Annotated in this window: 22 protein-coding genes; 12 read left to right on the top strand and 10 right to left on the bottom strand. The window is 70.0% G+C overall.

Features of this window, described 5'->3' with window-relative positions:
- Positions 1-7: 7 nt before the first annotated feature.
- The 3 genes from BY998_RS00110 to coxB form a co-directional block, all read right to left on the bottom strand.
- Entirely contained in the window at positions 8-961 is a 954-nt protein-coding gene (locus BY998_RS00110; RefSeq protein ID WP_110349597.1) for a heme o synthase, read from the bottom strand.
- A 156-nt stretch (positions 962-1117) separates the two neighbouring features.
- Positions 1118-2746, bottom strand: coding sequence for a cytochrome c oxidase subunit I (gene ctaD, locus BY998_RS00105; RefSeq protein ID WP_110349596.1), 1629 nt, complete (start codon positions 2744-2746; stop codon positions 1118-1120).
- A gap of 83 nt (positions 2747-2829) precedes the next feature.
- A complete protein-coding gene (gene coxB / locus BY998_RS00100; RefSeq protein ID WP_110349595.1) occupies positions 2830-3669 on the bottom strand; it encodes a cytochrome c oxidase subunit II in 840 nt (279 codons plus the stop codon).
- A gap of 303 nt (positions 3670-3972) precedes the next feature.
- On the opposite strand from coxB, the gene fdhD reads away from it, so the two are divergent.
- Entirely contained in the window at positions 3973-4806 is an 834-nt protein-coding gene (fdhD, locus tag BY998_RS00095; RefSeq protein WP_245421426.1) for a formate dehydrogenase accessory sulfurtransferase FdhD, read from the top strand.
- Between the two features lie 34 nt (positions 4807-4840).
- Here fdhD and BY998_RS00090 read toward each other — a convergent pair whose 3' ends face one another.
- Complete coding sequence (locus BY998_RS00090; RefSeq protein WP_110349593.1) at positions 4841-5899, bottom strand: hypothetical protein; 1059 nt, start codon at positions 5897-5899, stop codon at positions 4841-4843.
- Positions 5900-6497: 598 nt separating this feature from the next.
- Here BY998_RS00090 and gltB point away from each other — a divergent pair.
- The 4 genes from gltB (at position 6498) to BY998_RS00070 (ending at position 13364) form a co-directional block, all read left to right on the top strand.
- Complete coding sequence (gltB, locus tag BY998_RS00085; protein WP_110349592.1) at positions 6498-11216, top strand: glutamate synthase large subunit; 4719 nt, start codon at positions 6498-6500, stop codon at positions 11214-11216.
- A gap of 7 nt (positions 11217-11223) precedes the next feature.
- Positions 11224-11460 carry an AbrB/MazE/SpoVT family DNA-binding domain-containing protein gene (locus BY998_RS00080; protein ID WP_110349591.1) on the top strand — a complete coding sequence of 79 codons (237 nt, stop codon included), beginning with the start codon at positions 11224-11226 and terminating at the stop codon, positions 11458-11460.
- A complete protein-coding gene (locus BY998_RS00075) occupies positions 11461-11862 on the top strand; it encodes a type II toxin-antitoxin system VapC family toxin (RefSeq protein WP_110349590.1) in 402 nt (133 codons plus the stop codon).
- A gap of 68 nt (positions 11863-11930) precedes the next feature.
- A complete protein-coding gene (locus BY998_RS00070) occupies positions 11931-13364 on the top strand; it encodes a glutamate synthase subunit beta (protein WP_110349589.1) in 1434 nt (477 codons plus the stop codon).
- Positions 13365-13436: 72 nt separating this feature from the next.
- On the opposite strand, the gene BY998_RS00065 is transcribed toward BY998_RS00070, so the two are convergent.
- The gene (locus BY998_RS00065) at positions 13437-14381 is read right to left on the bottom strand and encodes an MBL fold metallo-hydrolase (protein WP_110349588.1); all 945 of its coding nucleotides are present in this window, start codon (positions 14379-14381) and stop codon (positions 13437-13439) included.
- A gap of 177 nt (positions 14382-14558) precedes the next feature.
- Between BY998_RS00065 and BY998_RS00060 the strand changes: the two genes are divergently transcribed.
- Together BY998_RS00060 and BY998_RS00055 are read left to right on the top strand one after the other, a co-directional pair.
- Complete coding sequence (locus tag BY998_RS00060; RefSeq protein ID WP_110349587.1) at positions 14559-15911, top strand: histidine kinase; 1353 nt, start codon at positions 14559-14561, stop codon at positions 15909-15911.
- Between the two features lie 8 nt (positions 15912-15919).
- Positions 15920-16579, top strand: coding sequence for a response regulator transcription factor (locus tag BY998_RS00055; RefSeq protein ID WP_110349586.1), 660 nt, complete (start codon positions 15920-15922; stop codon positions 16577-16579).
- 23 nt (positions 16580-16602) lie between these two features.
- Here BY998_RS00055 and BY998_RS00050 read toward each other — a convergent pair whose 3' ends face one another.
- The 3 genes from BY998_RS00050 to galE form a co-directional block, all read right to left on the bottom strand.
- The gene (locus tag BY998_RS00050; RefSeq protein WP_110349585.1) at positions 16603-18036 is read right to left on the bottom strand and encodes an SGNH family hydrolase; all 1434 of its coding nucleotides are present in this window, start codon (positions 18034-18036) and stop codon (positions 16603-16605) included.
- Positions 18037-18120: 84 nt separating this feature from the next.
- Positions 18121-19314 carry a lytic murein transglycosylase gene (locus tag BY998_RS00045; RefSeq protein WP_110349584.1) on the bottom strand — a complete coding sequence of 398 codons (1194 nt, stop codon included), beginning with the start codon at positions 19312-19314 and terminating at the stop codon, positions 18121-18123.
- Complete coding sequence (galE, locus tag BY998_RS00040; RefSeq protein WP_110349583.1) at positions 19311-20303, bottom strand: UDP-glucose 4-epimerase GalE; 993 nt, start codon at positions 20301-20303, stop codon at positions 19311-19313. Before galE ends, BY998_RS00045 begins: the two co-directional genes overlap by 4 nt.
- A gap of 187 nt (positions 20304-20490) precedes the next feature.
- Here galE and galU point away from each other — a divergent pair, with 187 nt between their 5' ends.
- On the top strand, positions 20491-21357 hold the full coding sequence (gene galU, locus BY998_RS00035; protein WP_110349582.1) for a UTP--glucose-1-phosphate uridylyltransferase GalU: 867 nt from the start codon (positions 20491-20493) through the stop codon (positions 21355-21357).
- A 230-nt stretch (positions 21358-21587) separates the two neighbouring features.
- On the opposite strand, the gene BY998_RS00030 is transcribed toward galU, so the two are convergent.
- Positions 21588-22484, bottom strand: a complete 897-nt coding sequence (locus tag BY998_RS00030) for an N-formylglutamate amidohydrolase (RefSeq protein WP_110349581.1) — start codon at positions 22482-22484, stop codon at positions 21588-21590.
- Positions 22485-22698: 214 nt separating this feature from the next.
- Between BY998_RS00030 and BY998_RS00025 the strand changes: the two genes are divergently transcribed.
- From BY998_RS00025 to BY998_RS00010, 4 genes are all read left to right on the top strand, one after another.
- Entirely contained in the window at positions 22699-23055 is a 357-nt protein-coding gene (locus BY998_RS00025) for a response regulator (protein ID WP_003603128.1), read from the top strand.
- A 121-nt stretch (positions 23056-23176) separates the two neighbouring features.
- Entirely contained in the window at positions 23177-23434 is a 258-nt protein-coding gene (gene grxC / locus BY998_RS00020; RefSeq protein WP_110349580.1) for a glutaredoxin 3, read from the top strand.
- The gene (locus BY998_RS00015; protein ID WP_110349579.1) at positions 23431-24291 is read left to right on the top strand and encodes a carbon-nitrogen hydrolase family protein; all 861 of its coding nucleotides are present in this window, start codon (positions 23431-23433) and stop codon (positions 24289-24291) included. Before grxC ends, BY998_RS00015 begins: the two co-directional genes overlap by 4 nt.
- A 20-nt stretch (positions 24292-24311) precedes the next feature.
- A complete protein-coding gene (locus BY998_RS00010; protein ID WP_110349578.1) occupies positions 24312-24779 on the top strand; it encodes a DUF1178 family protein in 468 nt (155 codons plus the stop codon).
- 4 nt (positions 24780-24783) lie between these two features.
- On the opposite strand, the gene BY998_RS00005 is transcribed toward BY998_RS00010, so the two are convergent.
- Positions 24784-25120, bottom strand: a 337-nt coding sequence (locus BY998_RS00005; protein WP_146221736.1) for an integrase core domain-containing protein, incomplete at its 5' end; no start/stop codon positions are given.

Here is a 25120-nt window from a genome sequence, read left to right as displayed (position 1 = left end):
GGGGGCCTCACGCCAGAACAGCGCGGAACAGGCCGAGCCCCTGCTCGGCGAGCAAAGCGGCGAAGAGCAGGAACAGGTAGAGGATCGAGAAGGCGAACAGGCCCATGGCCGCCTTGCGCTCGGACTCGCCCTCGCGCAGCCGGTAGACCTGTACCGCGCCCGCCAGCATGCCGAGCCCGCCGACCACGCCGACCACGGCGTAGAGCCAGCCGCCGAAGCCGAGCGCCACCGGCACGAGGCCGAGGGGGGCGAGCAGCAGGGTGTAGGCGACGATCTGGCGGCGGGTGGAGGCGGGACCGGCGACGTTGGGCATCATCGGGATGCCGGCGCGGGCGTACTCGCCGCTCTTGACCAGCGCCAGCGCCCAGAAATGGGGCGGCGTCCAGATGAAGATGATCGCGAACAGAACCAGCGACTCGATGCCGACATGGCCGGTCACGGCGGCCTGCCCCACCACCGGGGGCAGCGCCCCGGCCGCGCCGCCGATGACGATGTTCTGCGCGGTCGCCCGCTTCAGCCACATCGAGTAGATCACGGCGTAGAAGACGATCGTGAAGGCGAGGAGGCCCGCGGCGAGCCAGTTCGAGGCCAGCCCGAGGATCAGCACCGAGCCGACCGACAGCACGATGCCGAAGGCCAGCGCCTCGTCGGGGCGGATGCGCCCGTCGGGGATCGGCCGCTTGGCGGTGCGGGTCATCAGCGCGTCGATGTCCGCGTCCCACCACATGTTGAGGCAGCCCGAGGCGCCCGCGCCGACGGCGATCATCAGGAGCGAGATCGCGGCGATCACCGGGTTCACGGTGGCGTTCGAGACCACCATGCCGACGAGCGCGGTGAAGATGACGAGCACCATCACCCGCGGCTTCAGGAGCGCGAAAAAGTCCGAGACCTCGCCGCCCACCGCGGGGGCGAACGGCGCGGGGCCGGACTCGGCGCTGAGGCTGTTCGACAGGCTCGTCATGGTGACCTGATCTGACTGCGTGTGCTGGCTTGGGAAGATCGCGCCGTTCTCGTGGCGCCGCCCTTTGCGGGAGGTCCCGCCGCTGCGGCAGGGCCTCCGGGAAAGAGCGAGGACCGCCTCGGCGGTCCTCGCGATCCTTGTTTTCGTTCCCGCCCCTTAGTGGGCCGGCTCGTCGACGATCTTGGGAAGCGTCTCGAACTGGTGGAAGGGCGGAGGCGAGGACAGGGTCCACTCCAGGGTGGTGGCACCCTCGCCCCACGGATTGTCCGCGGCGCGGGTCTTGGAGCGGAAGGCCAGCACGATGCCGATCAGGAACACGACCATGCTGAGGGCGAAGACGTGACCGCCCATGGTCGCGACCTTGTGCCAGCCGGCGAAGGCCTCCGGGTAGTCGGCGTAGCGGCGCGGCATGCCGGCCAGACCCAGGAAGTGCATCGGGAAGAACAGGACGTTCGCACCGATGAAGGCCAGCCAGAAGTGCAGCTTGCCCGCCCATTCCGGGATGATGTGGCCGGTCATCTTCGGGAACCAGTAGTAGACACCGGCGAAGATGATGAACACGGCGCCCAGCGAGAGCACGTAGTGGAAGTGCGCCACGACGTAGTAGGTGTCGTGCAGGTACTTATCGACCGAGGAGTTCGCGAGCACGACGCCGGTGACGCCGCCGACCGTGAACAGGAAGATGAAGCCCACCGCCCAGTGCATCGCCGCGGTGAAGCGGATCGAACCGCCCCACATCGTCGCGATCCAGGAGAAGATCTTCACACCGGTCGGCACCGCGATCACCATGGTCGCGAAGACGAAGTAGGACTGCGTCTGGAGCGACAGGCCGACAGTGTACATGTGGTGGGCCCACACGACGAAGCCGACGACGCCGATGGCGACCATGGCGTAGGCCATGGCGAGATAGCCGAAGACGGGCTTGCGCGAGAAGGTGGCGATGATGTGCGAGACGATGCCGAAGGCCGGCAGGATCATCACGTACACCTCGGGGTGACCGAAGAACCAGAACAGGTGCTGGTACAGGATCGGGTCACCGCCGCCGGCCGGATCGAAGAAGGTGGTGCCGAAGTTACGGTCGGTGAGCAGCATCGTGATCGCGCCGGCCAGAACCGGGAGCGACAGCAGCAGAAGGAACGCCGTCACCAGCTCCGCCCAGGCGAAAAGCGGCATCTTGTGCAGCGTCATGCCGGGGGCGCGCATGTTGAGGATGGTGGTGATGAAGTTGATCGCGCCCAGGATCGAGCCGGCACCGGCGAGGTGCAGCGCGAAGATGGCGAAGTCGACCGCGGGACCCGGATGGCCGGCAGCGGAGGAGAGCGGCGGGTAGACGGTCCAGCCGGTGCCCGCGCCGTTGGCGCCGGGAGAGCCCTCGACGAACAGCGAGCAGACGAGGCAGCAGAAGCCGGAGACCGTCAGCCAGAACGAGATGTTGTTCATCCGCGGGAAGGCCATGTCCGGCGCGCCGATCATCAGCGGGACGAACCAGTTGCCGAAACCGCCGATGAGGGCGGGCATCACCATGAAGAACACCATGATGAGGCCGTGGCCGGTGACGAACACGTTGTAGGTCGCCGGGTTGGAGAAGTACTGGAGCCCGGGCTCCTCCATCTCCATGCGGATGCCGAAGGAGAGGAACGCGCCGACGATGCCCGCCATGAAGGCGAAGATCAGGTAGAGCGAGCCGATGTCCTTGTGGTTCGTCGAGAGGAACCAGCGGGCGAAGAAGGAGGGTTTGTGGTCGTGGTGGGCGTCATGCCCGGCATGTGCTGTGGCGGTGGCCATCGATCCTTGCCTTAATCAGATGTCTGTCGCCTCTGGCGAATGAAGGACCGGCCGGGACAACGACGCCCCGGCCCGATGAGATCTCAGCGGGCGTCCGCGAGGCGCGCGCCGTTGTCGATGGCGGCGTACTTGGTCTTGGCCTCGGTCAGCCACTCGGCATAGGCCTGCTCGCTGACCACGCGCACGGTGATGGGCATGTAGGCGTGACGGGCGCCGCACAGCTCCGAGCACTGGCCGTAATAGACGCCCTCGCGGTCGGCCTTGAACCACCACTGATTCAGGCGGCCGGGGATGGCGTCGATCTTGCCGCCGAAGGACGGGATCGCCCAGGAATGGATCACGTCGGCGGAGGTGACCTGCACCTTCACGATCTTGCCGACCGGCACGACCATGTCGTTGTCGGTGGCGAGCAGCTTCGGCTGCTGCTCCTCGTCGACGTTGGCGTCGAAGGTGAAGCCGCCCTTATCGCCCTCGGCCGGGTAATCGTAGGACCAGTACCAGGCATGGCCCGTCACCTTGACCATGACGTCGGCCTTCGGGTCGGACAGCTGGGTGCGCAGGGTGCGGAACGAGGGGATCGCCACCGCCACGAGGATCAGGACCGGGATGATGGTCCAGGCCACCTCGATCATCGTGTTGTGCGTGGTGCGCGACGGCGTGGGGTTCGCCTTCTCGCTGAACTTGAAGATGCAGTAGAGGATCAGGCCGAGAACGAAGACCGAGATGGCGAACGCCAGCCAGTGCAGCCCGTGCTCGAAGCTGAGAAGGTCGGCGGCCTCGGCCGTGACCGGGACCTGGCGGCTCATCTGCCACGGCTCGGGCTGACCGATGCCGGCCGCGAGAGCGGAAGAGGACGAGCCGAAGAGAGCGCCGAGCGCGGCGATCCCCCACGATGACCGATGTTGCGCCTGCGTCGTCCGCATGTCCCCGCTTGGCTCCCCTGGTGCCTATGGTTTGTTTGCCCTTGAATTCGCCGGCATGCGGCGCAAATCCTGGGCGGCCCGACCTTCGCGCGGGCCTTGCCGGCCCCGGCTCGACCGTGTCGCTGCCGGATGGGCGGTCGCGACGTAGAACCATACTGATCGTAAAACCGCAACCGCAACAGCGCCGCCAAGCGTCGCTTGGACGCGGCATAGGCGCTATGCGGTCGAGCTTTCCCACGGGCCGAGCACTGTCGGGAGATGTGGATGGCGGAACCAGAGCTTAGACCTAAGGATGAGCTTGGCATGAGCGAACCCGCCACTTCGATCCGGGTCGGCACCCTCGTCGTCGCCTACGAGGCGAGCGAGGCGCAACCCGATTCCCGCGCGCTGGCCGTCGAGATGCCGGTCAACGTCGTCTACGGCAGCGTGCCCTACGCGGTGATGATGACCACGCCGGCCGACCTCGAGGATTTCGCCTACGGCTTCAGCCTGACCGAGGGGGTGATCGAGACGCCCGACGAGATCCGCGGCGTCTCGGTCGAGCCCGGCGAGGGAGGCCTGCGGCTGCTGGTCGATCTCGCGCCGGGGCGGCTGCGCGAGCATCTCGCCCGCAAGCGCGCGATCAGCGGACGCACGGGATGCGGGGTCTGCGGCATCGACGACCTCGCCGCACTGCCGACCGCCAAGACCCGCGCGGGCGACGCGCCGCGAAGAGGCCCGCAGGTCAGGCTGGCGGCGATCCAGGCGGCGCTGACCGCCCTGTCCGATCGCCAGCGGCTCAACCGCGAGACCCGCGCGGTGCACGCGGCCGCCTGGGCGCGGCTCGACGGGACGCTGACGGCCGTGCGCGAGGATGTCGGCCGCCACAACGCGCTCGACAAATGCATCGGCGCGCTGCTGCGGGAGGGCGTGCGGCCGGACGAGGGTTTCCTCGTCATCACCAGCCGCTGCTCCTTCGAGATGGCGGAGAAGGCCGCCACCCTCGGCGCCTCGGTGCTGGTGGCGATTTCCGCCCCGACCTCGCTCGCCATCGAGCGGGCGCGCTGCCACGACCTCACGCTCTGCGCCATCGCCCGCTCCGACACGCTCACGGTCTTTTCCGGGCGCGAACGGCTGCTGCTGGCGGGCGAGGGGTGAACGAAGAGGCGGGCGACGAGGGACGAGCCCGCTGTCAGTTGCCGGCGGCCTCGCCGCTGCCGCCGGGCACCACCGTCGCCCCGCCGATCACCCGCACGTTCTTGCGGGAACCGTCGGCGGGCGGGTCCTGCCAGCCGGGCTTGGCCGGCGCAGGGGCCGAGTCGGCCGTCTTCGCGGGCTCCTTGACCGGTTCCTTGGCGGGCTCCTTGCCGGACTCCCTGGAAGGAAGCTTAGGCGACTCCCTGACAGGCGCCGGGGCGGCGTCGAGCTTGGACGGGTCTGCCGGCGGCTCGGCCGCCTTCGCCTCCTTCGCAGGCTCGTGGCGGGCGGCCGGCATGATCTCGGGCGGCGCCGCCTGCCCCGAACGCAGGGTCGGCTCGGGAGCCGGCGGGGTGATGCGTGCCTGGGCCGGCTTCGCCTTCTCGGAGGCGGGCAAGGCGGCCGGCGCGGAGCGGGCGGCGCGGCGCGGCGCCTCGGGACGGGCGGTCGCCGCGTCGGGATTGACGCCGAGGGGATTGGCCTCGGGCCGCACGGCCGGTGCAACGCGCTCGGCCCGCAGGGGGCGGGGCGCCTCGCGCTCGGGGCCGAGCGGCGCGTTGCGAAGCCCCGGAACGGAGGGAATGTCGGCGGGAGGCACGATGCGCTCGGCTTCGCGCTGGCGGCGGGGGCGCATGTCCTCCTCGGTCCAGCCGTAGCCCGGCGCCGCCGGCCGCACCCGGTCGGACGGGTAGTAGACGCCGAGCGGTTCGCGCCCGAGCACGTCCCCCTCGCGGGCATCGACCACGAGCCGCACCCGCATGCCGCGCGGGCTCGTCGCCTCGACGCGGTAGGCGCGGCCGTCGAAGCGGGGGCGGCCCACCTCGGAGAAGCCGCGCTCGTGCAGCCCCTCAACGATCTCCCGCGGCGGGAGGAGGCCGTCGTCATCGTTGAGATAGGCGCCGCGGGGCGGGCCGTAGACCTCGCGATAGAACCCTTGCGCGGCAGCGCCCTGTGGGCCGGCGCCGATCAGGAGCGCGACCGAAAGGCCGAGACCGAGGCCGCGACGCAGCGACGCGCGCGCGATCCGACCCAGGGCATGACGGCTCGAAGCCATACGGACCTCTCGCAGCAAGTGCTTGGCAAAAATGGGCTCCGGGGGCCCGCTGTTGACCGCGAGGTCCCCCGGCGTCACGGTCGGAGCGTTCCCCGCATTCCCCCGTGTCGGCAAGAGTTTCTAAACGGGTGATTGGGGCGACAATACGAATCCCCGGTCCGGCCGACGCGGCTGATGGCGGGCGGGGCCACGATCCCGGATCCAGGCAGGTCGCGCGCCGAGCGGATTTCAGCCATGCTCAAAAGGCCGGAGCCGGGGCTAGCCGGCCTCTTGCTGGAATGAATGAAATCTGGCAACGTCGCCCTATAGGACAGTAAGACTGTCCCATTTGTCGCGCTTGGCCATCGGGCCAGCTTTGGGGATCCATCACGTGGTCGACGTGACGTCCAAACGAGCTGACAAACCGGTGACCGTCAAGGTGATCCGGGCGAGCGCCGGCTGAGCAGGCCGGGGTTTCAGCCCGCGGGTTTGCGGGCAATTCCGGCAGGAAGACCCCGACGAGACCCGACTCGGTATAATGAAGGCGGCGGCCCGGGCACCGATGGTGCACGGGCACGAAACATGCTCGCATGCGGGCAGGGTCGGAGATGTGCGGACGATGCGTGAGATCCCGTCTGAACTGTCGGTGCCGGTCGTGAACGGCGAGACCGCCGCGCCCCCGCGTGCCGGGACCGCGCCGATGATCCTGCGCGACCCGGGGCTGCCGCGGGCGCAGGGCGCCTACGATCCGGCCCACGAGCGCGATGCCTGCGGCGTCGGCTTCGTCGCCGACATGCACGACCGCCGCAGCCACAGCATCGTCCAGCAGGGTCTCAAGATCCTGGAGAACATCGACCACCGCGGCGCGGTCGGCGCCGACCCGACCATGGGCGACGGCTGCGGCATCCTCACCCAGATCCCGCACGGCTTTTTCTCGGAGGAATGCTCGCGCCTCGGCTTCGAGCTGCCGCCCGCCGGACAGTACGCGATCGGCCAGTTCTTCCTGCCGAAGGCGGAGGATGCCCGCGCCGCCATTGAGGAGATCGTCGAGAAGACGCTGGCCGACGAGGGCCTGCCGCTGCTCGGCTGGCGCGACGTGCCGGTCGACTCGACCGATCTCGGCAAGGCCGTGAAGGAGACCGAGCCGCATCACCGGCAGGTCTTCATCGGCTGCCCCGCGAGCGTCACCGATCAGGACGCCTTCGAGCGGCGCGTCTTCATCGCCCGCAAGGTGATCTCGAACAAGGTCTACGGCCTGGACGACGCGCGGGTGAAGGCGTTCTACCCCGTCTCCGTGTCGAGCCGGACCATCGTCTACAAGGGCATGGTGCTCGTGCACCAGCTCGGCCACTACTATCTCGACCTGAAGGACCCGCGCTTCGTCTCGGCGCTCGCGCTCGTCCACCAGCGCTTCGCCACTAACACCTTCCCGACCTGGCGCCTGTCGCACCCCTACCGGATGGTCGCGCATAACGGCGAGATCAACACGCTGCGCGGCAACGTGAACTGGATGGCCGCGCGCCAGGCCAGCGTCGATTCCGAGCTGTTCGGCAACGACATCTCGAAGCTCTGGCCGATCTCCTACGAGGGTCAGTCCGACACCGCCTGCTTCGACAACGCCCTCGAATTCCTCGTGCAGGGCGGCTACTCGCTCGCCCACGCGATGATGATGCTGATCCCGGAGGCCTGGGCCGGCAACCCGCTGATGAGCGAGGAGCGGCGCGCCTTCTACGAGTATCACGCCGCCCTGATGGAGCCGTGGGACGGCCCGGCCGCCGTCGCCTTCACCGACGGGCGCCAGATCGGCGCGACCCTCGACCGCAACGGCCTGCGCCCGGCCCGCTATATCGTCACCGACGACGGCCTCGTCGTGCTCGCCTCCGAGATGGGCGTGCTGCCGATCCCGGACGAGAAGATCGTCCAGTCCTGGCGCCTGCAGCCGGGCCGGATGCTGCTGATCGATCTGGAGAAGGGCCGCATCGTCTCCGACGAGGAGATCAAGGGCGAACTGGCCGGCGCGCATCCCTATGCCGAGTGGGTCAAGAACACCCAGATCGTGCTGGAGGATCTGCACCCGATCAGCCCGCGCGCCTCGCGCACGGACGTGTCGCTGCTCGATCGCCAGCAGGCCTTCGGCTACACCCAGGAAGACCTCAAGCTGCTGATGCAGCCCATGGCCGTGACCGGCCAGGAGGCAGTCGGCTCGATGGGCTCGGACACGCCGCTCTCGGCGCTCTCCGACAAGCCCAAGCTGCTCTACACCTACTTCAAGCAGAACTTCGCGCAGGTCACCAACCCGCCGATCGACCCGATCCGCGAGGAGGCCGTGATGAGCCTCGTCTCGTTCATCGGCCCGCGGCCGAATCTTTTGGACATGGAAGGCGCGTCCCGGCGGAAGAGGCTCGAAGTCCGCCAGCCGATCCTGACGAACGGCGACCTGGAGAAGATCCGCTCGATCTCCCACTTCGAGGACCGCTTCGACACCCGCACGCTCGACATCACCTACGCGGCGGAATCCGGCGCGGCGGCGATGGAGGGGGCGCTCGACCGCCTGTGCGACCGGGCCGAGGTCGCGGTGCGCGGCGGCTACAACATCATCATCCTGTCCGACCGCATGGTGGGGCCGGACCGGATCCCGATCCCGGCGCTGCTCGCGACCGCGGCCGTGCACAACTACCTGATCCGCAAGGGGCTTCGCACGTCGGTCGGGCTCGTGGTCGAGTCGGGCGAGCCGCGTGAGGTGCATCACTTCGCCTGCCTGGCCGGCTACGGCGCGGAGGCCGTGAACCCCTATCTCGCCTTCGAGACGCTGATCGCGATGAAGGACGAGTTCCCGCCGGACCTGACCGACAACGAGATCATCTACCGCTACATCAAGTCGATCGATAAGGGCCTGCTCAAGGTCATGTCCAAGATGGGCATCTCGACCTACCAGTCCTATTGCGGCGCGCAGATCTTCGACGCGATCGGCCTGAACTCCGACTTCGTGGCGAAGGACTTCTTCGGGACGGCCACGACGGTCGAGGGCATCGGCATGGCCGAGGTCGCCCAGGAGACGGCCCTGCGCCATCAGGACGCCTTCGGCGACGCCCCGATCTACCGCAACGCGCTCGATGTCGGCGGCGAGTACGCCTACCGCCTGCGCGGCGAGACCCATACCTGGACGCCCGACAGCGTGGCGACGCTGCAGCACGCGGTGCGCCTCGGCGTGCCCGAGCGCTACCGCGAATACGCACGCCTGGTGAACGAGCAGGAGAACCACCTCAAGACCCTGCGCGGTCTGTTCCGGATCAAGACCGCCGCCGATCTCGGTCGCGAACCGGTGGAGCTCTCGGCGGTCGAGCCGGCCTCCGAGATCGTCAGGCGCTTCGCCACCGGCGCCATGTCCTACGGGTCGATCTCGAAGGAGGCGCACGAGACGCTGGCCATCGCCATGAACTCGTTCGGCGGCCGCTCGAACTCGGGCGAGGGCGGCGAGGAGCCGCGCCGGTTCATTCCCGGCCCCGACGGGCGCTCGCGCCGTTCCGCCATCAAGCAGGTGGCCTCGGGCCGCTTCGGCGTCACGACCGAGTATCTCGTCAACGGCGACATGATCCAGATCAAGGTGGCGCAGGGAGCGAAACCCGGAGAAGGGGGTCAGCTCCCCGGCCACAAGGTGGACGCCAAGATCGCCAAGGTCCGCTACGCCACCCCCGGCGTCGGCCTGATCTCGCCGCCGCCCCACCACGACATCTACTCGATCGAGGATCTGGCCCAGCTCATCTTCGACCTGAAGAACGTGAACCCGGCGGCCGACATCTCGGTCAAGCTCGTCTCCGAGGTCGGCGTCGGCACCGTCGCGGCGGGCGTCGCCAAGGCGCGCGCGGACCACATCACGATCTCGGGCTTCGACGGCGGCACGGGCGCGGCGCCGCTCACCTCGATCAAGCATGCGGGCGGCCCCTGGGAAACGGGTCTGGCCGAGACGCAGCAGACGCTCGTGATGAACGGACTGCGCGGCCGCGTCGCGCTCCAGGCCGACGGCGGCATCCGCACCGGCAAGGACGCGATGATCGCGGTGCTGCTGGGCGCCGACCAGATCGGCTTCTCGACCGCGCCGCTGATCGCGGCCGGCTGCATCATGATGCGCAAGTGCCACCTCAACACCTGCCCGGTGGGCGTCGCGACCCAGGACCCGGTGCTGCGCAAGCGCTTCAAGGGGACCCCTGAGCACGTCATCAACTACTTCTTCTTCGTGGCCGAGGAGCTGCGGGAGCTGATGGCGGCGATGGGCTTCACCAAGTTGGAGGACCTGATCGGCCGCTCCGACCTCCTCGACAAGCGCGAGGCGATCGAGCACTGGAAGGCCAGCGGCCTCGACTTCTCGAAGCTGTTCCACCGGCCCGACGTCGGTCCGGAGGTGGCGATCCGGCATGTCGAGAGGCAGCACCACCCGATCGACACGGTGCTCGACCGCCGCCTGATCGCGGGGGCCGAGAGAGCCATCGAGACCGGCGAGGCGGTCGTCCTCACCGACGTGATCCGCAACTCGGACCGCGCGGCGGGCGCCATGCTCTCGGGTGCGGTGGCCAAGAAGCACGGCCATGACGGCCTGCCCGACGACAGCATCGTGGTGAAGCTCAACGGCACCGCCGGGCAGAGCTTCGGCGCATGGCTCGCGGCGGGCGTCACCCTCGACCTGACCGGCCACGGGAACGACTATGTCGGCAAGGGCCTGTCGGGCGGCAAGCTGATCATCCGTCCGAGCGACGCGCTGAAGGCGCCGCCCGCCCGCACGATCATGGCCGGCAACACCGTGCTCTACGGCGCGATCGCGGGCGAGTGCTACATCCGCGGTGCGGCGGGCGAGCGCTTCGCCGTGCGCAACTCGGGCGCCATCACGGTGGTCGAGGGCATGGGCGACCACGGCTGCGAGTACATGACCGGCGGCGTGGTGGTCTCCATCGGCGTGACGGGCCGCAACTTCGCGGCGGGCATGTCCGGCGGCATCGCCTACGTGCTCGATGAGGACGGCTCGTTCCGCGACCGCTGCAACCTGTCGATGGTCGATCTGGAGCCCGTGGAGGAGGAGGACGACATCATGCGCCGCTTCCACCAGGACGGCGACCTGGAGACCAAGGGCCGGGTCGACATCCTCGCGGACATGTCGGGCCACGACGAAGAGCGGCTGTCGCAGCTTCTGACCAACCACCTGAAGTACACCGGCAGCCCGCGTGCCAAGCAGATCCTCGACGACTGGGCGGGTTTCCGCACCAAGTTCGTCAAGGTGATGCCGGTCGAGTACCGCCGGGCCCTGCGCGAGATGGAAATGGCGCGCATGCCGGTGGCGGCGGAGTAGAGGCACGATGGGCGAGCAGACGGCGCGCGTCCGCCTCGTCCGGACGCCGGACGGACAGAGGCTCGACATCCCGCCCGGCTTCATGCTGTGCGGGGACGAGGCCATCCTGACGGCGAAGGACGGACGACTCGTCGTCGAGCCGGTGACCCGATCCTCGCTCTTGTCCGTCCTCTCCGGTCTCGACGACCTCGACGAGGACTGGCCGGAGATCGAAGACGCGGCGCCGGGCGAAGTCTCGCTTTGAATGCCGTATCTGCTCGATACCAACATCCTCTCGGCGCTGGTGCGCGCCCCGCGGGGGCCGGTCGCGGAGCGGATTCGACAGGCTGGCGAGGCGCAGGTTTATACGAGCGTCATCGTCGCGGCGGAACTTCGCTACGGCGCGGCGCGGAAAGGGTCGGATCGGCTGTCGCGGCAGGTCGAGGCCGTGCTCGGATCGATCCGGATCGCCGGATGGAACGAGCCCGCCGATTGGACTTACGCGGAATTGCGTCTCGGGCTGGAGCGGGCCGGGACGCCGATCGGTGGAAACGACCTGCTCATCGGGGCCCAGGCGCTGGCCGATAGCAGCGTTCTGGTAACGGACAACACGAGGGAGTTCGAACGGATCACCGGATTGACGATCGAGAATTGGCTTCGGCCGTGATCGACCGATTCATCCGAGTGAACCGGATGTTCCTCGCCACAGGCAAAGCGGCGCGATTGGACTGATCGATGGGCAAGGTCACGGGCTTCCTCGAATTCGACCGGCAGGAGCAGAAGTATCAGCTCGCCGCCGACCGCGTGCGGCACTTCCGCGAGTTCACGCTGCCGCTCGACGAGCACGACCTGTCGAAGCAGGCCGCGCGCTGCATGGATTGCGGCATCCCGTTCTGCCACGGGCCGACAGGCTGCCCGGTCCACAACCAGATCCCGGACTGGAACGACCTCGTCTACCAGTCGGATTGGGAGGAGGCCTCGCGCAACCTCCACTCCACTAACAATTTCCCGGAATTCACCGGCCGCGTCTGCCCCGCGCCCTGCGAGGAGGCCTGCACGCTGAACCTCGAGAACCAGCCGGTCGCGATCAAGACGATCGAGCAGGCGATCGCGGATCGCGCCTGGAACAACGGTTGGGTCAAGCCCGAGCCCTCGGCGACCCGCACCGGCAAGCGTGTGGCGGTGATCGGCTCCGGCCCGGCCGGCATGGCCGCGGCCCAGCAGCTCGCCCGGGTCGGCCACGACGTGCATGTCTACGAGCGCGAGCCCAAGGCCGGCGGCCTGCTGCGCTACGGCATCCCCGACTTCAAGATGGAGAAGCGCCATATCGACCGGCGCGTGAAGCAGATGGAGGCCGAGGGCGTCGTCTTCCACTACCGGGCCAATATCGGCGTCAACGTCCCCCTCGAAGACCTGACCTCGCAGTTCGACGCCGTGCTGTTCTGCGGCGGCGCCGAGGACCCGCGCAACCCGCAGCTGCCCGGCCAGGAGCTCGACGGCGTGCACTACGCCATGCCCTACCTCGTGCAGTCGAACCGCCGGGTCGGCGCCGAGCCGATGCCGGGCAACGGCGAGCTGCCGATCCTGGCCGCCGGCAAGAACGTCGTCGTCATCGGCGGCGGCGACACGGCTTCCGACTGCGTCGGCACGGCCTTCCGCCAGGGCGCGCTCTCGGTGACCCAGCTCGATATCCGCCCGCGTCCGCCGGAGCGCGAGGACAAGCTGACGGTGTGGCCCTACTGGCCGACCAAGATGCGCACCTCGTCGAGCCAGGCGGAGGGCGCCGAGCGCGAGTTCCAGGCCGCGACCCTGCGCCTGGAGGGCAACCGCAAGGGCCAGCTCACCGGTGTGGTCTGCGCCCGGGTGGATGAGCGGCGCCAGCCGATCGAGGGCAGCGAGTTCGTGCTGCCGGCCGACCTCGTCTTCATGGCGATCGGCTTCGCCGGCTCGGTGCAGAAGGGTCTGGTCGAGGAATCGGGCGTGGCGGTCGACAAGCGCGGCAACGTCGCGGCCAACGATGAGGACTACCTGACCTCGAACCCGAAGATCTACGTCGCCGGCGACATGCGCCGCGGCCAGTCCCTGGTGGTCTGGGCGATCCGTGAAGGCCGTCAGGCCGCCCGCTCCATCGACGAGGCGCTGATGGGCGCGACCGTCCTGCCGCGGTAAGCCGTTTCAGGTCGAGCGAAACAGGGGCCATTGCCGTGAGGCAGTGGCCCTTTTCGATGACCCCAAGGGGCTTCAGCGGGGCACGCCCCCGGAGCCCTCGTCGTCCCGGGCCTCCCACAGGTAGGCCGATCCGTCGCGTCCGATCCGGCCCCGGGTCGCGAGATGCATCCCGGCGACGTCCAGCCCCTCGCTGGCGGCACGGTCGAGGATGCGTCGGCGGGTGGCGATCGCCTGCGCCGGGTCGGCATCCCAGATCACGGTCCAGTCCGGATGCGGCATCTGCAGGATGCGGGAATGGACGATGTCGCCCCAGATCAGCAGCCGCGCCGACCCGTCCTCGACCAGCACCCCGGCATGGCCGGGCGTGTGCCCCGGCAGCGGCAGGAAGGAGAGACCGGGCGCGAGCCCGACCTCCCCGGAGACCCGGCGTATCCGGCCGGCATAGGCCCCCAGCACCGCCTGCGCCGTGTCGAAGAACAGGGCCATCGTGGCCGGCGCCCGGGCGCGGGCAGCCGCATCCGACCAGTAGGCGGCCTCGCGCTCCTGCAGCACCAGCTCCGCGTTACGGAAGCGGGCGCGCCCCTCGGGCGTGAGCAGGCCGCCCGCATGGTCCGCGTGGAGATGGGTGAGCCACACCGTCTCGATCCGATCCGGCCGCACGCCCTGCGCCGCGAGCGCCGCGCTCACCCCGTCGAATCCCGGTCCGAACACCGTTCCGCACCCCGCATCGAGCAGGCCGAGACGATCGCCGCGCCGGATCAGGAAGGCGTTGACCGGCTCCGGCGAAGGACCGCCCGGCGGCAGGCCGGCCCGCGCGAGCAGGGCGCGCCCGGCCTCGCCGTCGGCGGCCGGAATCATGCTGGGCTGGAGCGGGAAGAGCCCGTCGTGCAGTGGCGTCACGGTAAAGGCGCCGACGCGGTAGGCGGCGGGCACGTCCGCCCTCGCGTCGGCCGCGCGAAGGAGCGGCAGGCAGGCACCCGCGGCGAGCACGGTTCGGCGGGAAGGCAGGAAGGGCATCGCCTCTGGGTCCGGCTTGAGAGGAAAGAGGGCCGATCCTGGCGAGCCGGTGCGCCGCCGCCCAGGGAAGGACACCCGCCGACGATCGGGCATTTTTCCCGATGAGGCGTCGTGCCCCTTGCGCCCCGGCCGGCTGCCGGTTCCCACTCGCTGATCCTTCCTTGCCCGGTTGCCCCGATGAGCCTGCCCGCGCATCTCGCCCTGCGTCTTTCGATCGTCACGCTGCTCTGTCTGGCGGGCGCCGTCGCCTGGACCCTGTGGGAGGCGCGCACGGGCCTGCGCGAGGAAGCCGCGGTGTCGGCCGGGCGGATCGCGGCGCAGCTGGCCCGGCAACCGGGACTCGGCAGCGTCGGTCCGGCCGCCCTGCCGATCAGCGAGCCGCAGGCCGAGCCGACCGTCCTGATGATCCTACCGGGCATCTGCGCGGAGATCCGCCTCGGCGCCGAGGCCCCGCGCCGGCTCTGCGGGGATTGGGACGGGCTCGGCTCGGCCCCCGCCTGGCTCGCGGGCGCCCTGTCGGCGGAGGCAGGCACGGCACCGGTGATCCGGGAGATCGTCTATCGTGGTCGATCCCTCGGCCAGGTCGCGGCTTGGCCCGATCCCGTCGCCGCCGCGGGCCGCGCATGGCGGCAGGTCCGGTTCGCGAGCGGTCTCGCCCTGTCGCTGGCCGGAACCACGGCGATCCTCGGCTGGCTCTGCGCCGCCCGCCTCGTCGCGCCGGCGGGACGGATCGTGCAGGGCCTCGACGGAATCGAGGCCGGTCGCTCCCCTCCGGCCCTGCCGCGCTTCGGAGCGGTGGAATTCGACCGGATCGCCACCGCCTTCAACGCCCTCGGGGAGCGCCTGGCCCGCACCGAGGGCGAGCGCGCGGAACTGCTGCAGCGGCTGGTCCAGGTGCAGGAGGAGGAGCGGCAGAGCCTCGCCCGCGACCTGCACGACGCGTTCGGCCAGTGCCTCGCCGCGGCAGGCGCGCTTGCCGCCGCCATCGAGGCGGGTGCCCCGGCGGATCGCGAGGATCTGCGCGCCGACGCCGTCGGCATCGAGGCGATCCTCGGCTCCATGCGCGAGAGCCTGCGCGGCGCACTGGCCCGGCTCGAACTGCCCGATCTGGCCGGGATCGGGTTGAGTGAAGGGCTCCGCGGGCTCGTCCTGGATTGGCAGGCGCGCCTGCGCGCCGGGCCGAGCCTGCATCTCGACGTGGCGGGCGATTGCGCGGGCCTGTCGGCGCAAGCTTCGGCGAGCCTCTACCGGATCGCGCAGGAACTCCTGACCAACGCCCTTCGGCACGGGCGGCCGAGCCGGGTCTTCCTGCGGCTGCAGGGAGCCGAACCAGGGGGGCGGGCCGTCAGCCTGACCGTGGACGACGACGGCGGGGGCGACGTCGCAAGCACGGGCGGGGCTTCCGGTCACGCCTGCGGCCGCGGCCTTGCCGGAATCCGGGCGCGCCTCGCCGCTCTCGGCGGTCGGCTGTCGCTCACCGGGAACGGCAGCGGCATCCGCGCCTGCGCCACCGTTCCGATCCCGGGCTGAGGCGCGCGATGCCGGCGATCCTCCTCGTCGACGACCATCCCGTGGTGCGCGAGGGCTATCGCCGCCTGCTCGAACGCCAGCCGGGCTTCACCGTCGTGGCGGAGGCCGAGACCGCGGCGGAGGCCTACCGCCTCTACAAGGCGCGGGCACCGGACCTCGTCATCCTCGACCTGTCGCTGCCGGGCCCGAGCGGCATCGAGGCGATCCGGCACATCCGGCAATGGGACGGCGCGGCCCGTATCCTCGTCTTCAGCATGCGCAGCGGTGCCGCGGTCGCGCGCCAGGCCTTCGCCGCGGGCGCCGGTGGCTATGTCAGCAAGGCGAGCCCGCCGCGGGAGTTGCTGACGGCCGTGGCGGGCGTCCTGCGCGGCGAGCGCGCCATGAGCCCCGACATCGCTCTCGCGATCGCGCGGGACGAGGTGGCCGGCGGACGGACCGCCCTCGACGATCTCAGCCCGCGCGAGGTCGAGATCCTCGGTCTGACGGCGGCGGGCGCGACGGCGCCGGCCATCGCCGAGGCGCTGTGCCTCAGTCTCAAGACGGTCCAGAACAATCTCTCGCTGATCCGGGGCAAGCTCGGCGCCCGCACGGACGCCCATCTGGTTTGGATCGCCGTCGGGGCCGGGATCGTGCCCGCCCCGCCCGGACCTTCCTCCGCGGAGGGCTGACAGCGGCCGCCGCGACGCGGAGCCTAGCCCGGCGGCCAGCGGAAATCGTCGGCCCGGCCGGGCTGGGGCAGGGGGGCCGCGCCGCGCTGCAGGCTGCGCTCGCGGGTGCCGGTGGCGTCGCCCTCCTGGGGCCGGCCGCTGATCAGCGTGCCGCCGGGCGAGGTTTCGGGACGTCCCAGCGGCACCACCGGCCCCGCCGCGGGCTTGACCGGCAGGCTCGGGATGCCGGGCGGTTCGGGCAGGCTCGGCAGCATCGCGGTGATCCGGCGATCGATGGCCGCCGTATCCTCGACGCCGATCCCGGGGCCGCCCTCGGAGGGGGCGGTCGCGATCGGGGCGACGGGCTGCTCCGAGGGCAGGCCGCCCTTGGCGCCCATCAGGCGCTTGAGTTCCACGTCGGCGAAGTGGGCCACCTTGCGGGAGCCCGCGCCCGTGAAGTGGATGCCGTCGGAGGTGCGCAGCCGCGCCTCCTGGCCGTCCACGTCCGGCCCGGAGACGGCGAAGCGATTGCGGTCGTCCACGAAGCCCTGCCAGATCTCGACATAGGTCTGGCCGGCCTTCTGTACCCGCTCGCGCACGAGGTCGTTGATCGCCGCGAAGTCGCGGCTCAAGGATTCGCTGCGGACCGGCGGCAGGCCGACCCAGATCAGCGGCACCTTGTGCTCCTCGAACACCTTCACGACGGCATCGACCCGGGCCGCGTAGAGTTCGCGCCACTTGTCGGACAGGGCCTCGTAGCTCTGGTCCCCCTCGCGGATCGTCTGCCGGTCGTTCACGCCGACCATCATCAGAGCGTAGGACAGGTTGGGCGTGGCCTTGAGGAAGTCCTCGGTGGTCTTGGCCCAGTCCACCACGTCCTTGCGCACGAGGCCGCTCTCGGCCTTGGACCGGTCGAGCACGCCGATCTCGGCATTGTCGGAGAAGGCTTCGTCCACGCCCTTCACGAGGTAGCTCGCCAGGGAATCGCCGAACACGGCGACCTGGGTCGTCGGCGCCGTCTTGGGCACCTTCGCCTTGGGCTGCTGCGCGACCGCGGGGGGCGGGCTCGGACGGCGCCTGCGCGCGGCGCGCTCCTCGTCCGAGCGGCTCGCGGCCGCCGGCGCGCGCGGACGCTGCGGCCGGCTGTAGCCCGAGGGCGCCTGCGGCTGAGGCGCGGGCTGGGCTCGGGGCTGATCCTCCCAGGGCCAGAAGAACTGGCGCGGCGCCTCCTGCTGCACGGGCGGCGGGGCGCGGCGGACCGGCGCGCGGCCGTAGCCGTACTCGTCGGCATAGCCCTGCCGAGCCCGGCGGCGCGGCGGCGCGGCGTAGGGATCGGCCGCGGGCGCGTCGTAGCTGTCGCCCCATTGCGCGGCGGCCGGCACCGGCGCGGCGGTCAGCCAGAGGGCGGCGAGGACGAGAAGTCCGAGGATCGCGGCGGCGTTCGGAAACGCGAGGCGATCGGTCGGGCGGCGTTCCATGCGGGGAGAGCCTCGATCGAAGGGAAGCGGCCGGGCGGACCCGGCCTCACATCCCCGCAGGATAGCGCGACGAGGCCGACGCGTCTAAGGGCGGCCCTCGACCCTCTCCAAGAGCGCCGGCCGGGCATAGCCGTCGGCGGGTAGCCCCTCGCGGATCTGGTACTGCCGCACCGCCTCACGCAGCTTCGGCCCGGCCCGGCCGTCCTGCTCGCCGGCATAGAGGCCCTTGGCCGCGAGCCCCGCCTGAAGGCGCTTGAGGCCCGGCCCGTCGAGGCGGGCGGCGCCGCTCGGCCAGGGGGCGGCGAGGGCAGGGCCACCCGCCAGCCGGTCGGCGAGGTGTCCCACCGCCAGGGCGTAGGAATCGCTGGTGTTGTAGCCGCGGATCACTTCGAAATTGTCGGTGATGAGGAAGACCGGGCTCCCGAGCCCGCCCGGCAGGAACAGGCTCGCCTCGCCGTTTGCCGGCAGGGGCTTGCCGTCCGTGCGGCGCAGGCCGCGGGCCGCGAAATCGGAAATCGGCCCGCGGTAACGGGTCAGGTCGAAATCCTTCGGAAGGCTGACCTCGTAGCCCCAGGACAGACCGGGCCTCCAGCCGAGCGAGCGCAGGTAATGCGCGATGGAGGCCAGCGAATCCGCCTCCGAGCGCCAGACGTCCCGCCGCCCGTCGCCGTCGAAATCGACCGCCTCGCGCAGGTAGACCGAGGGCAGGAACTGCACCTGCCCCATGGCGCCCGCCCAGGAGCCGACCATGCGCGCCGGCTCGATGTCGCCGTTCTCCAGGATCTGCAGGGCGGCCCAAAGCTCGTCGCGGAACAGCGTGCCCCGGTGCCGGGCGTAAGCCAGGCTCACCAGAGACCGGATCGTCGGCAGGGAGCCGGCGCTGGCGCCGAAATCCGACTCGACGCCCCAGAAGGCCAGCACGATTGCGCGCGGCACGCCCGTCTTTGCCTCAATGGCGGCCAGCGTGGCCGCGAGCCGCTTGCCCTGCGCCTGCCCCCGCGCGATGCGCGCGTTCGAGACCGCGCCGACGAGGTAGTCCCAGACCGGCCGGCTGAACTCGCCCTGGCGGCGGGTGCGGGCGATCACCTCCGGGTCCGGTCCGCCCATTCCGGCGAAGGCCGCCTCGAAGGTCGCCTGCGAGATGCCGCGGCTCTTCGCGTCGGAACGCAGGCCGTCGACGAAGCCGGAGAAGTCGGCGTCCTGCGCCCTCGCCGGCCCGAGGGCCGCGGGGAAGGCGGCGGCGAGCGCGAGGACCAGGCCTGCGAGGCCGGCCCTCACCGGCGGTTCCGCTTCGACAGGGACTCCTCCCAGGCCAGCGCCTGGGCGACGATGGCGTCGAGATCGTCCTGGCGCGGGCGCCAGCCGAGTTCGTTGCGGATGCGGTCGGCGCCCGCGATGATCTGGGCCGGATCACCCGGGCGGCGCGGCGACAGGCGCACCTCGAAGTCGCGGCCCGAGATGCGCTTGACGACTTCGATCACCTCCAGAACCGAGTAGCCCCGGCCGTAGCCGCAATTGAGCGTCAGGCTCGCGCCCCCGCCGCGCAGGTGGTCGAGCACGACCATGTGCGCGTCCGCCAGATCCGAGACCTGGATGTAGTCGCGCAGGCAGGAGCCGTCGCGGGTCGGGTAGTCGGTGCCGAACACTTCCAGATGCGTGCGCTGGCCGAGGGCGGCCTGGGTCGCGACCTTGATCAAATGGGTGGCATTGGGCGTCGATTGGCCCGAGCGCCCGAGCGGGTCGGCCCCGGCCACGTTGAAGTAACGCAGCACCCCGTAGCTGAAGCCGTGGGCCGCGGCCGCGTCGGCCAGCATCCACTCGCTCATCAGCTTGGAGCGGCCGTAGGGGTTGATCGGGTTGGTGGCCAGCGTCTCGGGCACCGGCACGATCTCCGGCTCGCCGTAGACGGCGGCGGTGGAGGAGAAGATGAAGTGCCGGACGCCCGTGCGCGCCGCGGTCTCGATCAGTGCGCGGGTCTTGACCGTATTGGCGAGGTAGTAGCCCAGCGGGTCGGCGACCGAGTCCGGCACGACGATGCGCGCGGCGAAATGGGCGACCGCGTCGATCTGGTGGCGCAGGATTGTCTCGGTGACGAGCGCTTGGTCGGCCACGTCGCCGACGACGAGGCGCACCTCCGGCGGCAGGGCCCAATCGAACCCGGTCGAGAGGTCGTCGAGGACGACGACCTCCTCGTGTCCGGCATCGATCAGGGCCAGCACCATGTGGCTGCCGATATACCCCGCGCCGCCGGTGACCAGAACTGCCATCGTCCGTTCCCTTTGCCTACACGGCCCGACCGGGCGCGGAGGCCGCGCACCGATCCGCCAAGACGTTCATACATGACGAAATACGTCCAATCATACCCGAGCGGGGCTGTTACGCGGCGCCTTTGCGCTATTGTACTGCGTCGATCAGGGCTCGCCCCGACACAGAACCATCAACGGGTCCCGCCACATGAAACGAATTCGCAAGGCCGTCCTTCCCGTCGCCGGCCTCGGCACGCGCTTCCTGCCGGCGACGAAGGCCGTGCCCAAGGAGATGCTCACCGTCGTCGACCGTCCCGTCGTGCAGCACGTCGTCGACGAGGCCCGGGAGGCGGGCATCGAGCACTTCATCTTCGTGACGGGCCGCGGCAAGGCGGTGATCGAGGATCATTTCGACATTGCCTTCGAACTCGACCACATGCTGCAGGAGCGCGGCAAGCAGGCGGCCTACGAAGAGTTGAAGAAGGATCTGCCCCAGGCCGGCCAGACCAGCTTCACCCGGCAGCAGGCGCCGCTCGGCCTCGGCCACGCCGTCTGGTGCGCCCGCGAGATCGTCGGCGACGAGCCCTTCGCCGTGCTGCTGCCCGACATGCTGAGCCGTGGCTGCATGGGCCAGATGCTGGAGGCCTACGACCGGCACGGCGGCAACGTCATCGCCGTGGAGGAGGTCAAGCCCGAGGAGACCCACCAGTACGGGATCGTCGCGGTCGGCGAGACCTTCGGCCAGACCTTCGAGATCACCGGCATGGTGGAAAAGCCCAAGCAGGGCACCGCGCCGTCGAACTTCATCATTTCCGGCCGCTACATCCTCCAGCCCGAAATCTTCTCGATCCTGGAGCGGGGCGAGAAGGGGGCCGGCGGCGAGATCCAGCTCACCGACGCGATGATCCGGCTCGCCGAGGAGCAGAAGTTCTACGGCATGCGCTTCGACGGGCGCACCTACGACACCGGCTCCAAGATCGGCTTCCTGACGGCCAACATCGCCTACGGGCTGCAGCGCCCGGAACTGGCCGATGCCCTGAAAGCGGAGATCCGCGCCCTCCTCGGCGAGGGCTGATCCGGTTCCATGCATCGGCGCAGCGTAGCCATGCGCTGCCCGCAGGCGCGAAAGCGGCTTGTGCCCTTGCGGATTGTGCGCCGCGATGCGATTTGTGCATTGCGAGATCGCGATGGCGTCGCGGTCCTGCAGCCCTTCTTGGGCGTTTCCTCCCTAGACTTCGGGCCGTCCTTCGGGGCGGCCTTTTTTCTTGGCCGGCCCATGCCCGCGGTTCCGGACGCGCCCGGCCGCTATTCCGCGGCGATGCGGTGCGGCACGGCGTCCCCGGTCTCGGCGGCGATCTCGGCGAACACCGCGGCAAGGTTGTCGGCCAGAGCCGAAAAGCCCGCGGTCAGGGCCAGCGACTGCTCGTTCATGTAGAGTGCCCGGTTGATCTCGATCTGCAGCGCGTGCCGTCCGAGCCCGGGCTCGCCGTAATGCTCGGTGATGAAGCCGCCGGCATAGGGCTTGTTGCGCACCACCTTGTAGCCCAGCGCGCGCAGGCGGGCCTCGACCCCCTCCACGAGGGCCGGCAGGCAGGCGGTGCCGAAGCGGTCGCCGAGAACGAAATCGGCCTGCGCGCTCTCCTCTCGTCCGAGGCTCGACGAGGGCATCGAGTGACAGTCGATCAGGAAGGCCCGGCCGAAGGTCCGCGCCGTGCGCTGGATCAGGCCGCGCAGGGTGCGGTGATAGGGCTTGTAGAGCGTCTCGATGCGCCGGACCGCCGCCTCGACCGGCAGGCGCTCTCGGTAGATCTCCTGCCCGTCGGCGACGATGCGCGGCACCGTGCCGAGACCTCCGGCGACCCGCATGGAGCGCGTGTTGGCGTAGGAGGGCAGGCGCCCCTGGAACATGCGCGGGTCGAGTTCGTAGGGCTCGCGGTTCACGTCGAGATAGGCGCGGGGGAAGTTCGCCCGCATCAGCGGCGCGCCGAGGCCGACCACGGCGGCGAACAGCCGGTCGACATGGGCATCCTCCGAGCGGCGCAGGGTCAGGGCGTCGAGCCGGGAGGCGGCGAGGAAGGCCTCGGGATAGTGCGCCCCGGAATGGGGCGTGTTGAACACGAAGGGAACGACGTGCTGCGCCGGCTCGTCCACGACGAAGGGCGGATCGAAGGCTTCGGAATCGTCGGGGGGAAGAAAGCTCATCGCGTGACGGAAGCCGAAGCGTGGCGCGGGGGAGACATCACCCCACTTTGCGGCGCCCGGACCGCCCTGTCCACCATGCGCCGCACAGGAGGGACCGCGACCCCTGCGCCCGCGGGTGCGGCGCGGCACCGGACGGGTTTAACGCTCTGTTTACCAAGCGACCGCTTTATGAAATGAACACCTCAAAGGCGCATGGGCACCGGGACGCCGTTCGATGAAGATCCTGCTCGCGGAAGACGACAACGACATGCGTCGGTTCCTGGCCAAGGCGTTGCAGAACGCCGGCTACGACGTGCTGTCGTTCGACAACGGTCTCTCCGCCTACAACCGACTGCGCGAGGAGCCATTCGAGCTTCTCCTGACCGATATCGTCATGCCGGAGATGGACGGCATCGAGCTGGCGCGGCGCGCCACGGAACTCGATCCCGACATCAAGGTGATGTTCATCACGGGCTTCGCCGCGGTGGCGCTCAACCCGGATTCGAAGGCCCCGAAGGACGCGAAGGTGCTCTCCAAGCCCTTCCACCTGCGCGATCTGGTCAACGAGGTCGAGAAACTGCTGGCCGCCTGACGGCGACCGGACGCCGGGCGCGCTCACGGAACGGTCAACCTGTGTCCTCGCCGCAGTAGGAAGATTTGCGCGGCGCGCCTATACCCGTCGCTTCTCTCCCGAACGGGCGCGCGACGGACCCATGCAGCCGGTCACGATCTACACCACGGCCTGGTGCCCCTATTGCTCGGCGGCCAAGAGCCTGCTGCGCGACAAGGGTGTGTCCTTCAACGAGATCGACGTCGAGAAGACGGCGGGCGCGCGCGCGACCATGGTCCAGCGGGCGGGGGGACGCACCTCGGTCCCGCAGATCTTCGTCGGCGACAAGCATGTCGGCGGATGCGACGACCTCTACGCCCTGGAGCGGGCCGGCGGTCTCGACCCGCTGCTCGCCGCATGACGGCGACCCCCGACACCAAGCCCAACGACGCCAAGCCGTTCCTGGCCGCCTGCGTGCAGATGCGCGGCAGGCGCGACCCGGCCGCCAACCGCGAGGCGGCCGTCAAGGCGGTGCGCGAGGCCGCGGCCGCGGGTGCGGCCTACGTGCAGACGCCGGAGACGACCTCGCTGATCGAGCGCGACCGCGCCGCCTTGTTCGGCAAGGTCGGCCCGCAGACGAGCGACGCGACGCTCGCTGCGCTCCGCGAGGTCGCGCGGGCGGAAAAGATCGTCCTGCAGATCGGCTCGCTCGCCATCCGCGACGGCGAGAAGATCGCCAACCGCGCCTTCCTGATCGACGCGCAGGGCGAGATCCAGGTCTCGTACGACAAGCTGCACCTCTACGACGTCGATCTGCCCAACGGCGAGAGCTGGCGGGAATCGGCGACCTATTCGGGCGGCGATTGCGCCGTGGTCGCGCAGACGCCGCTCGCCGATTTCGGGCTGACGATCTGCTACGACATCCGCTTTCCCGCCCTCTACCGGGCGCTGGCCGAGGCCGGGGCCACGGTGATGACCGCGCCCGCCTGCTTCACCCGGCAGACCGGCGAGGCGCATTGGCACATCCTGCAGCGGGCGCGGGCCATCGAGACCGGCTCGTTCATGATCTCGGCCGCGCAAGGGGGCCGGCACGAGGACGGGCGCGAAACCTTCGGCCACTCGCTCATCGTCGATCCCTGGGGCCGCATCCTGGCCGAAGCCGCGGGCGATGCGCCGGGCGTCATCCTCGCCGAGATCGACCTCGCGCGGGTCGCGGAGGCGCGGGCGCGCATCCCCACCCTGTCCCACGCGCGCAGCTTCGGCGTGCGCCGCGCCTGAACGCTCCCCATCTCAGCCTCATGATCCGCTTCACCCTCGCCTGCGAGTCGGGCCACAGCTTCGAGAGTTGGTTTCCCTCCGGCGCGGCCTACGACGAGCAAGCCGCTCGCGGCCTCGTGTCCTGCCCGATCTGCGACTCGCGCCGGATCGCCAAGGCGCCGATGGCTCCGGCCGTGGCGCGCAGCGACCGTGCCCATTCCAAAAGTCCGCCGCCGGCCCCCGCCACGGAGGCGCCGGCCGAGACCGTGCCGATGATCGCCGAGCCGGAGCGGCGCCTGCGGGCCCTGCTGCGGGCCGTGCGCGAGCAGGTCGTCGCGACCTCGGAGCATGTCGGGGAGCGCTTCGCGGACGAGGCGCGGGCGATCCATTACGGCGAGGCCGAGGGCCGGCCGATCTATGGCGAGGCGAGCCCGCAGGAGGCGCGGGCGCTCGTGGAAGAGGGCATCGAGGTCATGCCCCTGCCGCCGGCCCCCGACGACCGGCACTGAGGGCCTAGGTGTATGGTCCCGGGATGAGGTGTGACGGGTTGATCCTGAAGCGATTGGGCTCTTTCGTCCAGGCATTCAGGATGAACTCGGTGGGTGTCAGGCCCCGCAGGGTCTTGAGCCTACGAGCGTGATTGTAGGCATCGACGAACAGGTGCAGATGCGTTCGAAGCTGGTCGTGACTGTCGTAGTGGTAGCGCTTGACCGTCGCGTCCTTGATCGTGCGGTTCATCCGCTCGACTTGTCCGTTGGTCCAAGGATGGTTCACCTTGGTCAGCCGATGCTCGATGTCATGCTCGTCGCAGACGCGGTCGAAGATGTGCTGGCTGTCGTAGATGTCCTGT

Source organism: Methylobacterium sp. B4, assembly GCF_003201865.1.
Taxonomy (GTDB): Bacteria; Pseudomonadota; Alphaproteobacteria; order Rhizobiales; family Beijerinckiaceae; genus Methylobacterium.
This window is presented reverse-complemented; position numbering and strand designations above follow the sequence as displayed.

Excerpts from the sequence above, each read along its gene's own strand:
- BY998_RS00110 (WP_110349597.1), bottom strand. The coding sequence starts at position 961 with ATGACGAGCCTGTCGAACAGCCTCAGCGCCGAGTCCGGCCCCGCGCCG.
- ctaD (WP_110349596.1), bottom strand. The coding sequence starts at position 2,746 with ATGGCCACCGCCACAGCACATGCCGGGCATGACGCCCACCACGACCAC.
- coxB (WP_110349595.1), bottom strand. The coding sequence starts at position 3,669 with ATGCGGACGACGCAGGCGCAACATCGGTCATCGTGGGGGATCGCCGCG.
- fdhD (WP_245421426.1), top strand. The coding sequence starts at position 3,973 with ATGAGCGAACCCGCCACTTCGATCCGGGTCGGCACCCTCGTCGTCGCC.
- BY998_RS00090 (WP_110349593.1), bottom strand. The coding sequence starts at position 5,899 with ATGGCTTCGAGCCGTCATGCCCTGGGTCGGATCGCGCGCGCGTCGCTG.
- gltB (WP_110349592.1), top strand. The coding sequence starts at position 6,498 with ATGCGTGAGATCCCGTCTGAACTGTCGGTGCCGGTCGTGAACGGCGAG.
- BY998_RS00080 (WP_110349591.1), top strand. The coding sequence starts at position 11,224 with ATGGGCGAGCAGACGGCGCGCGTCCGCCTCGTCCGGACGCCGGACGGA.
- BY998_RS00075 (WP_110349590.1), top strand. The coding sequence starts at position 11,461 with ATGCCGTATCTGCTCGATACCAACATCCTCTCGGCGCTGGTGCGCGCC.
- BY998_RS00070 (WP_110349589.1), top strand. The coding sequence starts at position 11,931 with ATGGGCAAGGTCACGGGCTTCCTCGAATTCGACCGGCAGGAGCAGAAG.
- BY998_RS00065 (WP_110349588.1), bottom strand. The coding sequence starts at position 14,381 with ATGCCCTTCCTGCCTTCCCGCCGAACCGTGCTCGCCGCGGGTGCCTGC.
- BY998_RS00060 (WP_110349587.1), top strand. The coding sequence starts at position 14,559 with ATGAGCCTGCCCGCGCATCTCGCCCTGCGTCTTTCGATCGTCACGCTG.
- BY998_RS00055 (WP_110349586.1), top strand. The coding sequence starts at position 15,920 with ATGCCGGCGATCCTCCTCGTCGACGACCATCCCGTGGTGCGCGAGGGC.
- BY998_RS00050 (WP_110349585.1), bottom strand. The coding sequence starts at position 18,036 with ATGGAACGCCGCCCGACCGATCGCCTCGCGTTTCCGAACGCCGCCGCG.
- galE (WP_110349583.1), bottom strand. The coding sequence starts at position 20,303 with ATGGCAGTTCTGGTCACCGGCGGCGCGGGGTATATCGGCAGCCACATG.
- galU (WP_110349582.1), top strand. The coding sequence starts at position 20,491 with ATGAAACGAATTCGCAAGGCCGTCCTTCCCGTCGCCGGCCTCGGCACG.
- BY998_RS00030 (WP_110349581.1), bottom strand. The coding sequence starts at position 22,484 with ATGAGCTTTCTTCCCCCCGACGATTCCGAAGCCTTCGATCCGCCCTTC.
- BY998_RS00025 (WP_003603128.1), top strand. The coding sequence starts at position 22,699 with ATGAAGATCCTGCTCGCGGAAGACGACAACGACATGCGTCGGTTCCTG.
- grxC (WP_110349580.1), top strand. The coding sequence starts at position 23,177 with ATGCAGCCGGTCACGATCTACACCACGGCCTGGTGCCCCTATTGCTCG.
- BY998_RS00015 (WP_110349579.1), top strand. The coding sequence starts at position 23,431 with ATGACGGCGACCCCCGACACCAAGCCCAACGACGCCAAGCCGTTCCTG.
- BY998_RS00010 (WP_110349578.1), top strand. The coding sequence starts at position 24,312 with ATGATCCGCTTCACCCTCGCCTGCGAGTCGGGCCACAGCTTCGAGAGT.